The organism is Pseudomonas sp. GW823-FHT01D03 (assembly GCF_058798255.1).
In genome coordinates this window covers 3,472,989-3,486,986 of the sequence record NZ_JBXAKK010000001.1, presented here as the reverse complement: position 1 = coordinate 3,486,986, position 13,998 = coordinate 3,472,989, and the positions used below count along the sequence as shown (strand labels likewise).

Genomic DNA, 13,998 nt, shown 5'->3' with positions numbered 1-13,998 from the left:
GTTTTTTCCTTTATCTGTCACCGGAAACTGCGAATTTCTCAGTGCGACTTAACCACGGACCCCGCTTGCGAAGGTCAGCGGTGAGTCCTCCCAGTGTCATGCAAGACCCCTGAAAACCTGTGTTCACAACCATCGTTGAAAAGGAGATTCTTCATGTTCAAGCGTACTCTGATCGCCGCTTCCCTGACCGTCGCCGCTCTGGCTTCCGCTCAAGCCATGGCCGTTACCGGTGGTGGCGCCACTCTGCCGGCCGCTCTGTACAAAGGTTCGGCCGACAGCATCCTGCCAGCCAGCTTCAGCTACGCCGCCGTGGGCAGCGGTGCCGGCAAGACCGCTTTCCTGACCAACAACCCGGCCGGCTTCAGCACCACCGGCACCGTGCATTTCGCCGGTAGCGATTCGATCCTCAGCACTGCGGAAATCAACACCTACAACGCCACCTACGGCGCTTCGTTCGGCCCGCTGATTCAACTGCCTTCGGTGGCCACTTCGGTTGCCATCCCGTACAAAAAAGCCGGCCAGACCGCGCTGAACCTGACCAGCGCTCAGTTGTGCGATGCGTTCTCCGGTGCCAAAACCACTTGGGGCCAACTGCTCGGCACGACCGACACCACGCCGATTCGCGTTGTTTACCGCAACGTTTCCAGCGGCACTTCGGAAATCCTCAGCCGTCACTTGAACTCGGTCTGCCCGACTCAGTTCGCCACCAGCTCCACCTTCACCAACGCGCGTCTGCCAGCCGGTTCGGCACTGCCGTCGAACTGGGTCGGTGTTGCCAACACTTCTGATGTCGCCACTACCGTGAACGCGGTTGACGGCTCGATCGGTTATGTCGGTCCCGACGGTGTCGACGCTACCAGCAACGCTGTTGTTGCTCGCGTCAACGGCGTTCAGCCAACTTCGCTCAACGTCACGCTGGCACTGTCGTCGGTGTCGGCTCCTTCGACGTCAGCCCAGGCGGCAAACCCTGCCAACTGGTCGCCAGTGGTGGCTAACCCGGCTTCGGGTTACAAATTGGCTGCCTACACCAACTTCATCTTCGGTCAGTGCTACAAGGATGCAGCCGTGGCCGCGGACGTCAAAGCCTTCCTGACCCAGCACTACAGCAACCCGGGCAACAACACTGCGACCCAAGCCCACAAGTTCGTCGCCGTGCCTAATGCCTGGAAAACCGCTGTGACCGCCAACTTCATCACCAACACTTCGGGCAACAACCTAGATATCAACAACGCCAGCGTCTGCAACGCTATCGGTCGTCCTTAAGCTCGCGCGGTCGTAACACCGATGACGGCAACCTTCGGGTTGCCGTCATTTTTTTTGGCTCGGATACACGCCGAACATGAAGTTTGTGTGACATCCGTTCGGTCGCGCCCCTCGCCAACGGCCTATGTCGTAACAGCAGGTTTTTGCAGGCCTGCGGCATCTTTGGCAACCAAAGTGTGGCAATCAAAAAAGGATCTCGTAGTGATGCTCGCTCGCCCATCCCGTCGTCGTACCCACGTTCAGTCCTTCCAGCGTGATGCCGTGGAGCCAGCGCTGTGGCTGCTCAAGCCGTTGGCGCACGCGGTGGCGTTGTGTCTGATGGCGGGCACTGCGCAGGCGCAGACGGCGTTCAGTTCGAGCTGGTTTGCCGCCAAGGGGGCAGCGCAGCAGGCCGCAGCGGCGCGTCCGAGCGTTGGCGGGTTGCCGGGGATGACACCGCCATTGGCCCAGCAGCAAAAAGCCAATGCGCAGTTGCAGCGTTCGATCCAGACCCTGAACAACACCGTCGCCGCGATTGCCGCGCAACAAGCGGCGCAGGCGGCCGGACGCGCTGCCGCGTTGGGCACGGTGCAGTTTGTGCCGGACGGTCTGGGTGAGGGCGGTTTAAAGGTCGATAACAGCCTGACCCAGGGCTGGCAGAACGCCAAGGGCCCGCAACAGACTCAAGTCGACGGCAAGACCACGGTGAAGATCGAGCAGACCGCCGACAAAGCGATCCTCAACTGGGAAACCTTCCACGTCGGCCGCAACACCACCGTTGAATTCGCCCAGCAGTCGAACTGGGCGCTGCTCAACCGCGTCAACGATCCGAATGCCCGGGCCAGCCAGATCCAGGGCCAGATCAAGGGCGACGGCACGGTGATGCTGATCAACCGCAATGGCATCGTGTTCAGCGGCAGCAGCCAGGTCAACGTGCGCAACCTGGTGGCGGCAGCAGCGAACATCACCGATATCCAGTTCCGCGATCGGGGGCTGTATTTCGACAGCACCGGCAGTCAGCCGACCTTCACCGATGCGGCCGGCAAAGTGCTGGTGGAGCGCGGTGCGTCAATTGAAACCCACAAGCCGGCGGCTTCCACCGATGCCGGCGGCTATGCGCTGCTGCTCGGCAATGAAGTGCAGAACGACGGCAGCATCAACTCCGCCAAGGGCCAGACCGTGCTCGCCGCCGGTGACCGTTTCTACATCCGCAAGGGCTCGGGCACCGAGGGTAATGCGCTGTCCACCACCTTCGGCAACGAAGTCATTCCCGGTTTCAAGGCCAGTGCCGTGGCGGGTAATGTCACCAACAACGGACTGATCCAGTCTGCCACGGGCGACATAACCCTGACCGGTCATGAGGTGGTGCAGAACGGTGTGTTGCTCGCCAGTACTTCAGTGGCGACGCGAGGCACGATTCACCTGACCAACCCGAGCACCGACAACAGCGGCAGCGTCACGCTGGGGCAGGGCAGCGCCACGGCGATCATGCTCGACAGCAGTGATCTCAGCGCCCTCGACAGTCAGCGCGACGCGGCCCTTACGGCTGTCAACGCGAATCACCGGATCCGTGGCGACCAGTCGCGCGTCGAGATCCAGAGCGGCGGCACTGTCGAGTTCCAGAGCGGTTCGATCACCCTGGCCACTGGTGGCCAGGTCGCGGTCAACGCACAACGCCGCAGCCTGGTGCGCGACGGCGCGATGATCGATGTGTCCGGTGCCCTCGGCGTCAAAGTGGCGATGGAAAACAACAGCATCAAGATCAACGTGCAAGGCAACGAGCAGCGCGATGCCTCGGTCAACCGCGAGAAAGGCGCGCTCAACAGCAATGACATCTGGGTCGATGTGCGCGATCTGGTGTATGTGCCGGCGGGCACCAACGGTTATGCCACCGATCGCTGGTACACGGCGGGCGGTTTGCTCGAAGTCGGCGGTTACCTCGGCACCCAAGGGCACAGTGTCGGCGAATGGATGGCCCAGGGCGGCACGGTGAGTTTTGCCGGCAACGACGTGGTCACGGAAAAAGGCTCGTTGATCAACCTGTCCGGCGGCACCCTGGATGTGCAGAGCGGCGCGATCCGCCAGAGCTGGCTGCGTGGCGCCGACGGCAAGTTGTATGAAGTGTCGCGCGCCCCGGGGGACCTGCTCTATACCGGCCTCTACAAAGGATATGAAGACAGCAGCGAGCGCTGGGGCCAGACTGATTATTTCTACAGCCCGCTGATCGCGCCGCGCTCGCGTTTCGAGTCGGGTTACACCGTGGGTCGCGACGCCGGACAACTGGTGATCGCCACGGCCAATGCGGTACTCGACGGGCAAATGATCGGCGAGGTGTATCAGGGCGAACGGCAGAACCAGGCGCCAAAACCGGTGCTCGACGGCTATCAGCAGAGCCAGACCGCGCTGGCGCGGCGGGCGCAGTTGATCGTTGGCAGTTACGACCCGACCTTCGTCGCGGCGTCGAATGGCCTGCTCTACACCCTCAATCCGACGCTGGATCAGGTGCAGATTGGCGGCGAGCGTCCGCTTGCCGGCAGTGATCTGAACCTGAGCGCCGCAGTGTCCGAGTCGCGCAAGGGCAAGTTGTATCTGGATAACGATCAATTCAATGGTTTCCGGCTCGGTGCGCTCAAGGTCGCGGCCAGCGATCAGGTCGTCGTGGACGGCGCGCTCACGGTCGACAACGGTGGCGACATCACCCTGTATTCCCCGGATGTGCAGATCGGCGCCGACCTGAGCGCGCGTGGCGGTAGTCTGCGCTTGGGCAACGTGCTCAATCAGTTTCTCAGTAGCGACACCGCTGACACTCGGCTCACGGCGAAGGTCGGCAAGGCGACGCAGGTCAACGTGGCCGACGGTGTGCAACTCGATACCCGTGGCGTGTGGAGCAACCTGCGCACCAACCCGGACGATGGTGCGAATCTGGCGTACCTCAATGGCGGTTTGCTGTCGATCCGCAGCAGCGGCGATATCGATGTGGGCGCGGGCAGCCTGCTCGATGTGTCTTCCGGTGGGGCGGTATTGGCCGGCGGGAAGACCCGGGGCGGCAAGGGCGGGGATCTGACGCTGGAATCCAGTGCGATTTCGGCGCCCGGTGAAACCCACCTGAACCTTGCGGGCGATCTGCGGGGCTACGGTGTCGCGGGCGGCGGCACGCTGACGGTGCAGGCCAACAAGATACTCGTCGGTCAAACCGACAAGGCGCTGGCCGACAATACCCTGCAGCTGTCTGCCGATCTGTTGCGCAAGGGCTTTTCCGCCTACAACCTGATTGGCCTGAATGGGCTGGACGTTGCTGAAGGTACGGCGATCGATGTGCACATGCCGGTGTACCGTTTCGCCGATGCCGCGCCGAATCAGGTCAGTGGTGTCGATCCGCAAACGGCGCTGGAGTTGTGGACGCCGACGCTGTTCCAGGAAAACCCGACCAAGGGCCTGCTGACCCAACGTGCCGGCGCCAGCCTGACGTTGCAGGGCGGGGCCAGCCTGATCGGTTTGATTGATGCCGCCGACAGCTCGTTGACGCTGGGCCGCGGTTCGCGGATCAGCGTCGATCCGGGGCAGAGCATCAAACTGCGCGGTGCCGGGCAGATCACCGTGGAGGGTGAACTGAATGCCTGGGGGGGTGCGATTGATATCCGTCAGCAGCAGTTCGGTTCGAACAAACCGGCGACCTCCATTGTCGTGGCCGATCCCAACGCGCATGACCGTTCCATCTGGATCGGTGAACAGGCTGTGCTGGATGTCGCCGGACGCGCCACTATGGCAGTCGATGCGCTGGGCCGCACTTACGGTCAGGTCGGCAAGGGTGGCAGCATCATCATCGGCGGTGAAATCGATGCGAAACTGGCCACTGCCACGGCCGCCGATGCCTATGTGATCGTGCGTCAGGGCGCGCGGCTGGACGCTTCCGGCAGCGAGGCCGTTGTGGATATCGCCGGCCAGGGGCTGACCCGCGTTGCGACGGATGGCGGGCGGATCAGCCTGAGTTCCTACAACGGCCTGTTCCTTGAGGGCAACCTGCGTGCAGCGGCGGGCGGTGTCGGGGCTGCCGGCGGTCGTCTGGACATTGCGCTTGAGACACCGCTGTACGTTGACTCGGCAAGCAATGCCGTGCGGGCGCCGCGAGAGATGATCATTGGCCAGGCGCCGACGGACAAACCGCTTGCACAGGATCTGCGTCCGGGCGAGGGCGCCGCTGGCCTGCGTTACGGTCAGACGCGCCTGAGCGCAGACAGCCTGATGGCGGGCGGCTTCGATAATTTGAGCCTGTTGAGCAACGGTTTGCTGGCGTTTGACGGCGACGTCAATCTGCACCTGAACCAGAGCCTGACGCTGTACGCCGGGGCGTTGTCGCTGGCCGATGCCTCCGCGAGTACGACCCGCGTCGATTTGAGCGCGCCGTACCTGCGCCTGTCCGGCGTGGGCACTTACCACGCTGGCTTCGGCCTGATACGGCCGCGATTGACCAATAATCCGACGACACAATTGTCGGACGCGACCTTCAACGCATCAGCCGACCTGCTGGACGTGGGCAATGGCCTGTCGTTCGGTACACAGGGTTCGATCCTGCAACTCGGCGCGCCGGCAGTTGCGTACGGCCGACGGGCATTTGGCCTGGTGAACCTCGACAGCCGTGGCGATCTGCGTTTCCTCGCGCCCAATGACGGCGCCGAAAAAACCCGCCTGTGGACGCCGGGAGACTTGAACCTCGGTGCTGCACAAATCTATCCCGCCAGTGATGTCCAGGCTGAAGTGCGCGTTGGCTATCAGGGCGCCGTTGCGGCGTCCGACCATACGCTGCGGATCAGCAGCCACGGTGCGGCACCCGCTGAGGTGCCGTACTCGGTATTCGGCAATCTGAGTTTTTCCGCGGCGTACATCGAGCAGGGCGGTGTGGTGCGGGCCCCGTTGGGCAAGATTGTTCTGGGCGACGATTTGCAGACCACCAGTCATGAGGTTCGACTGCTGTCGGGCAGCACCACGTCGGTCAGCGGCGCCGGTCTGGTCATGCCCTACGGTGGCACTACGGACGGCATCGATTATCTCTACAACGGTAAATCGGTGGTGTTGAACGGCATCACGGGCGATAAAAACGGCGTGGCGATCGGTGGGCAATACATCGAGGTGCAGAACGGTGCGCTGATCGATCTGTCCGGCGGTGGCGATCTTCGCGGCGCCGGTTTCATTTCCGGACGCGGCGGTTCTACCGATGCGCGCTTCAATCCGCTGGTGCGCAATGCCACCGATGGCACCTTCAGTCTGCCGGGGCTGGCGAGTAATCCGGTCTACGCCATCGTGCCGGGCAATCAGAGCCGTTACGCGCCGGTCCTGGCCGAAGCCGGAGCGGTCGATCCGCGCATCGGCCAGCAGGTCACTATTGGCGCTGGCGTACCGGGGTTGGCAGCGGGGACTTACACGTTGCTGCCGTCCACCTTTGCCTTGTTGCCGGGCGCGTTCCGGGTCGAGGTCAATGGTCAGGCGACGCCGGCTGCGACGACGGCAGCGTTGCAGTTGCGCAACGGTTCGTGGACCAGCAGCGGGCAGATGTCGATTGCCAATACCGGACTGCGTGACAGTCTGGCCAGTCAGGTGATCCTGACGTCGGCTGACGTGTTGCGCCGTTACTCGCAGTACAACGAAACGTCGTTCACCCAGTTCATCCGCAGCGATGCCGCCCGGCGTGGCGTGCCGCGTGCGTTGGCGCCAATGGACGGCAAGGTGCTCGATCTGCGCCTGAGCACGGGGGGCAAGCACGACACTGCGTTGCAGTTCGATGGACGAGCGCTGTTTGATGCCGCCGAAGGCGGGCTGATCGGCACGGCGGCGCTACGCGGTGGTTACGCCGGCACCGAGTTCGAGGTGCTCGGTGCGGGGCATGCGCCGACGCCGGGTTTCAGTGGCGTGTCGGTGTATGCCGACACGCTGAACAATCTCAATGCCGGACGTCTGACGCTTGGTGCGCTGCCGGAGGTGATTTACAACACGACCGGCAACATCATCAAGTTCGTGGGGACCTCGGACAACATCACGCTGCGTGAAGGGGCCATCCTGTCTGCGCCGGAAGTCGTGTTGCGCACCACCTCGACCACCGGTGGCATCACGGTCGAAGCGGGCGCCGGGATCAATACCCTGGGGCGTGGCAATGTGGCCTTCGATTCAACGTCCGGCTACCTCTACCAGCCGCAAGCCTCGAGTCTGTTGGTGGTGTCCAACGGCTGGACCAATGTGCTGGCGCCGGAAGCGGCCAGCGGCATCAGCGGTGCGGGCAGCATCCGGATTGGCGTGTGTGTCACGTCATCCTGCAACGATCCGGCGCTGCTGTATTCGAACGGCAGCATCACCGCCGCCACGGATAACCAGTTCGAACTCGGTGAAGCGGTGCGTTTCGGCACGCGCCAACTGGCGCTGACTGTGGGCTCGGTCAATGCCGGCAGCGCCGAGGCACTGGCGGCGGCCGGCAGTCGCGTGCCGGCCGGTCTCATCCTTAACCAGAACGTGCTCGACCGACTGCTGCGCGGCGACACCCAATATGGCGCGCCGGCCCTGGAAACCCTGAGCCTGACCACTCGCGATGCCTTCAATTTCTTCGGCAGCGTGAGCCTCGACACGATCGATCCGCAGACCGGCCAAAGCAAACTGCAGAACCTGGTGCTGGTCACTCCGGCGATCTACGGTCTGGGCGATGCCAACGATGTGGCGAGCATTCGTACCGCCAACCTGATCTGGAACGGTGCGACGCAAAGCGCCGGCAGCGTCATCACCGGTGGCGCCGGTACGGGCAGCGGTACGCTGGATATTCAGGCCCAGCGGATCGAGCTGGGTTACGGCCCGATGCCTCAGGCCAGCGGTCTGGATCAGAACAATCGTCTGGCGCTGGGTTTTGCCAACGTCAACCTCAGCGCCAGCGAGCGCATCACCGCCAATCACAAGGGCAGCCTGGCGGTGTATCAGGAGCAGGGCGCTTACGATCCGCTCAAGGGTTACAGCTACAGCGGCGGCAATCTGAACCTGCGCACGCCGTTGCTCACTGGCGAGGCGGCATCAGTCAGCCTGCTCAAGGCTGGCAACAGCCTGACGCTCAGCGGCGCCGGGGCTGCCGGAGTGGCCAATGCCTTAGGGGCGGAGTTGAATCTTGAAGCCCGCGATATCGTGCTGGACAGCCGTATCGCCTTGGCCAGCGGCAAGCTGACAGTTAAGTCCGAAGGCGATCTGACCCTCGGCAGCGCTGCCGTGCTGGACATGGCCGGGCGTACCTTGCCGTTCAACGATGTCAGCAAGTACAGCTGGGGCGGCGACGTATCGCTGTACAGCGCCAACGGCGATATCCGTCAGGCTGCGGGCTCGCGGATCGATCTGTCGGCGAAAAACAATCAGGCCGGTAATCTCAGCGTCGTCGCTCTGGCCGATGCGGCCGGGATGGTCGATCTGCAAGGCGAGATTGTCGGCGGCAGCAGCGGTTACTACGACGCCGGGGGCACGCTGGTGCCGTACAAGGCCGGTGGCGTGGACATTCGCGCGCAGCGCCTGGGAGGTGACGCCACCGAACAGTTCGCCGCGCTCAATCAGCGCTTGAACGCCGGGCAGGTGTACGGCAGCCGCAGCCTGCAACTCAAGCAAGGCAATCTGGTGATCGGCGACGGTCTCAAGGCCGGCGAAATCAATGTCTCGGTGGACAATGGCAGCCTGACGGCGACCGGTCTGATCGATGCCAGCGGCGAACGAGTCGGCAGCATTCGTCTTTCGGCGAAAAATGGCCTGACGCTGACTGGCAGCAGCGTGCTCGATGCCCATGGTCGCGTGCTGCGCGTCGACAGCTACGGCGAGATCATCGATGCGCCCAACCGCGCCACGGTCGAACTGAATTCCGGCGATGGCTTGCTCACGCTGGGCAGCGGCGCGCGGATCGACCTGCGCCACGGCACTGATGCCGTGCCCGGTTTCCTCGCCGGGCAAAACGATGGAATGCTGCGCGGTACGCTGGAGCTGAACGCGCCGCGTCTGGGCAGCAATGACATCGCCATCGACGCCAGCGGTGCGCTGACCATTCAGGGCGCACGCTCCATCGGACTCAACGGTTTGCGCCGCTATACCGATGCCCGTGAGGGTGTCGATCAGGCGGTCAGTGGTCGGCCGTATCAGGTGATTGATCAGGCCATGCTCGAACGCATTCACGGTGACAGCAATGACTTTATCAACGCCGCACTGGGCAATAACGATCTACTGCAACGCAAACTCGCGGGGCTGAACAACGCCACTTACGCCGATGTGTTCCATTTGCGGCCCGGTGTGGAGATCGCCAGCAAGACGGCTGACGGTGATCTGGTGGTGGAGGGCGATCTGGACTTGTCCGGTTACCGTTACGCCAGCCTCAATCCGCACACGCAGCCGAACCCTTCTGTATATGGTTCCGGGGAGGCGGGCAGCCTGGTGATTCGCGCCGGTGGCAACCTCGATATTTACGGCAGCATCAATGACGGCTTCGCGCCGCCACCGGAAACCCAGGACGATGCCGGCTGGAAACTGATTGCCGGTGTGCAGCCGTTTGGTGGCGATCTGATCGTGCCGGGCAGTGGAGTGACGCTGGCCGAGGGCACGCAGTTTCCGCTGGGGGCGACACTCAATTACGACGTGATGATTCAACCAGCGGTTCTGGCCAGTGGCACGTTGCTGCCGACTCAAGCTGTGCTGAACGAGGCGTATACCTTCAGCGCCGGCACGGTGTTGGCGGGGGCGATCCACGACAGCAACGGTAATCTGCTGTTCGCCGCCGGTACGCTGCTCAGCGATAGCGTGACGTTGCCTGCCGACACACGCCTGGGGGCGGGCATTCGTTTGAACAAGGCCACCGCCCTGCAAGCGCTGAACTGGCCCAAGGGTGTGCCGTTGCCCAGCGTTTACGATGCCGATCTGACGACCTTCTCCGGGGTGAAATTAAAGGGCGAACTGGCCTTGCTGCGCGGTTCGCTGATTCCGTCGATGACCGATGTGAAGCTCGCCGAAGGCACTTCGCTGATCGAGTTGCGCCCGTTCAACGGCACACAACAAGGCAAGAACTGGGCGCTGGCCAGCATGTTGCCGTCGGGCAGTGCTTCATGGTCGATGCGCGTGGTCGCGGGTGCAGATCTTGCTGCGGCCGACAGCCGTGCGGTCAAACCGCTGACCCCGGAAGGCAATCTGCGGCTGGCGGACAGTCATTACGGCGTCAACATCACCACAGCGGCGGGCAAGCTGGTCTGGGCTCCCGATAATCCCTTCTTTACTCCCTACGAGCCGGTCCCTGATGATATGCTCGAGTATTGCCAGCAGATTGCCGACTTGTGCGTACCCATGGCCCGTTGGGTCTGGGCGCCAGGCAGCGGAATGGGGCCGGACTACGAACCGGTTCCCGAGGAGGCTCAATTCATTTGTGATCTGCAGCCGGAACTGTGCATCGGCAACAATCCCGGGAAAACGGCCAAGGCCCATACGCAGATGTTCAGTGTTCTGCGCACCGGCACGGGTGATCTCGACCTGATCGCCGCAGGCAATCTGAGCATGGACTCACCGTTCGGCGTCTACACCGCTGGTACCCAATCAGCGAATATCGATCCGCTCTATAACCAGCCGCGCGGGCATCTTTCGGATAACAATTCGGTGTTGGGCACGGCCGGTGCCGCTTATGAAAAATGGGTCGACGGTGGCAGCGACAGCCTCTATCAGGCCTGGTATCCGCAGATGGGCGGCAACCTGACAATCAATGCCGGTGGCTCGGTTTCCGGCGATTCCGTCGGTACAAAAGCGCAATCGGTGAATGGCGGTTTCCGCGAACAAATCGCCAGTGCGTCAGTGGGTAACTGGCTGTGGCGCCAAGGTGCCGGAGGCACGGATGTGCCGACAGCCTGGTGGATCAACTTCGGCAGTTATGCCACGCAGTTGATGACACCTGACGGTAATACCGAACCTTACCTGGTGGGCTTCACCGGATTCGGCACCCTGGGCGGCGGCAACATCAGCCTGCGTGCCGGTGGCGACGCCGGGGTGCTCAGACCGTTGGGCGATGCGGTCAATTATCCACGCAGCCAGGGGCTGATTGTTGCCGTCGGCAGCACCGGGCGTGTCGCCGGCGATGGCAGCGTGCAGATGACCGGCGGCGGCGACATGGACATTCACATCGGCGGCGCATTCAACCCATCGCTGCAAGCGCGGGCCGGGGATAACGGGACTCAGCCGCCGAGGCACGACCTGCAAGGCGCGTTGATCAACTTGCGCGGTGCGGCGCAATTGACCGGAGGGGCGCTGGGCGGCGTCAATCTGCAATACGGTGCGATTTCACAATTGCATGATGTCCGTGAAACCCGACCGCTGGATCCTTTCACCTCGACGACCAGCAACGCTTCTGGTGGCCTGGTGCTGATTCCCGGCGACTCGGGCATGAGCCTCAGCACCCGTGGCGATCTGGTGCTGGGCGGCGCTGCCGATCCCGGTCGTGTGAGCCAATTCAACGCCACGCCACTGCTCGATAGCAACGGCAATATCCTTACCGGCGGCATCCTGAGCGGCTTCTCACTGTGGACCGATCACACGGCCATCGATCTGTTTTCCGCTGGTGGCAATCTCACGCCCAGCACTCAGTCGGCGCAGGTCGATGGGAGTCTGTCTCCTGTGAGGGGCGCCAATACCTCGCCCACCGATGGTCGTTTTGTCTACCCGGCGATTCTTCGGGCCGTCGCAGCTCAAGGTTCGATTTATGCGGGGCCATCAGCGGCTTACGGTGTCGGCAATGCTGCGCCGAAAACCGCGTATTCCCTGCTTTTGGCGCCTTCTACATCCGGGCAACTCGAACTATTGGCGGGCGATTCCATCTATGCCGGCGGCTACGCAATCAATCAGTCCGGTGCCAGCCCGCTGGCCATCGCCACCCCGTTCAGGCCTTCATTCCTCGCCTTTTCCAGCAATAACCCCAACAAGCCACTCAACAGCAACTACGGCACTGACGGTGTTAAGCCGGATGGTAATTCACGTTATCCATTGTTCGCTTTTGGTCCCGACAGCTATTCCGGTTTGAATGATGTGCAGGGGCCCGCACGGTTCTATGCCCTGACCGGCGATCTGGTAGGGATACGCAGTGGCGAGACGTTGAGTTTCGATACCTCGAAACGCACTTGGTACGAAGCAGCAGGCCCTGTCTGGATGATTGCCGGACGTGACATCGTGGCATCCGGAACTAACCTGGGCCAACCGACAGCCGTGCAGCCCGAGGAAATGGGCGTCGGTCAGGAGGGCATTACCTCGACCGGCAACCTGTTCGTTCATAACAATCCGCGAGATATATCGCGGGTGTCGGCGGGCCGCGACATTCTCTACAGCAGCTTCGATATCGCCGGCCCTGGCACGCTGGACATTAATGCCGGGCGCAACATCCTCTTGGAAAATCGCGCCAGCATTACCAGCCTCGGCGCGATAGTGGCCGGGGATTCGCGGCCTGGCGCCAGCGTGGTACTGCAGGCGGGCGTGGGCGCGCAGGGGCCGGATTACACAAAGTTCATCGCCCGTTACCTGAGCCCGCAAAACCTTGCTGATCCGAATGCCTCTCTCAACAGTCAGCCGGGCAAAGTGGTCAAGACCTACCTCGACGAGTTGCAGAGCTGGCTGACGCTCGGCTACGGCTTCAGCGGCAACGCACAGCAGGCACAGGCGTTCTATACCGCGCTGCCAAGTGCCGAGCAGGCGATCTTTGCGCGCCAGGTGTACTTCGCCGAACTGCGCGCCGGCGGCCTGGAATACAACGACGCTGACGGCCCGCGCAAAGGCAGTTATCTGCGCGGTCGCAACGCCATCGCCGCACTGTTCCCGAGCACCGATGTGGCGGGCAATCCACTCCGTTACGACGGCGACATCACGCTGTATGGCGGAGCAGGGGTCAAGACGCTGTTCGGCGGCGATATCCAGATGCTCACACCGGGTGGTGGTCAGGTGTTCGGCATCGAAGGCGCGGCGCCACCGTCCACGGCAGGGATCATTACGCAGGGGGCGGGCAACATTCAGCTCTACTCGCAGGGCAGCATTCTGCTGGGGCAGAGCCGGATCATGACCACCTTCGGCGGCTCGATCCTCGGCTGGTCGGCCGAGGGCGACATCAACGCCGGTCGCGGCTCGAAAACCACCGTGGTCTACACCCCGCCGAAACGGGTTTACGACACTTGGGGCAATGTAACCCTGTCGCCTTCGGTGCCGAGCACCGGTGCGGGTATCGCCACCCTTAACCCGATTGCCGAAGTGGCGCCGGGAGACATCGATCTGATCGCGCCGCTGGGCACCATTGATGCGGGCGAGGCGGGGATTCGCGTCTCGGGCAACGTCAACATCGCCGCGCTGACCGTGGTCAACGCGGCCAACATCTCGGTGCAGGGCAAGGCGACGGGTGTGCCTGTTGTGTCGGCGGTGAACACCGGGGCGATCACCTCGGCAAGCTCCGCTGCCTCTTCAGCCACCCAGGCCGCTGAGGACGTGGCGCGTCAGCAGCAAGCAGCAGCGCGGCAGAACCAGGCGTCGGTGTTCACCGTGCAGGTGTTGAGTTTCGGCAACGAACAACTGGCGCCGAACCGCGATGGTGCCAGTCGTGCGCCGGCGACCGGCTACAACCTGAACAGCCCGGTGCAGGTGCTGGGAGCGGGGGCACTGGATGAACAGGCGAAGCAGCAGCTGACTGAGGAGGAACGCGGGCAGCTGACGTTGTAAAAGACTCTCGTGTAGTACGCTTCGGGCGGCCTTTTG

Annotated in this window: 2 protein-coding genes; both read left to right on the top strand. The window is 62.9% G+C overall.

All coding sequences use genetic code 11. The features are described 5' to 3' along the window. The first annotated feature begins 153 nt into the window (after positions 1-153). Positions 154-1,263 (top strand): substrate-binding domain-containing protein, encoded by a 1,110-nt coding sequence (locus AC1RBR_RS15000; RefSeq protein WP_492565240.1) that lies wholly within the window; start codon positions 154-156, stop codon positions 1,261-1,263. A 204-nt stretch (positions 1,264-1,467) separates the two neighbouring features. Then, positions 1,468-13,962 (top strand): filamentous hemagglutinin family protein, encoded by a 12,495-nt coding sequence (locus AC1RBR_RS14995; RefSeq protein ID WP_492565238.1) that lies wholly within the window; start codon positions 1,468-1,470, stop codon positions 13,960-13,962. Positions 13,963-13,998: the final 36 nt, after the last annotated feature.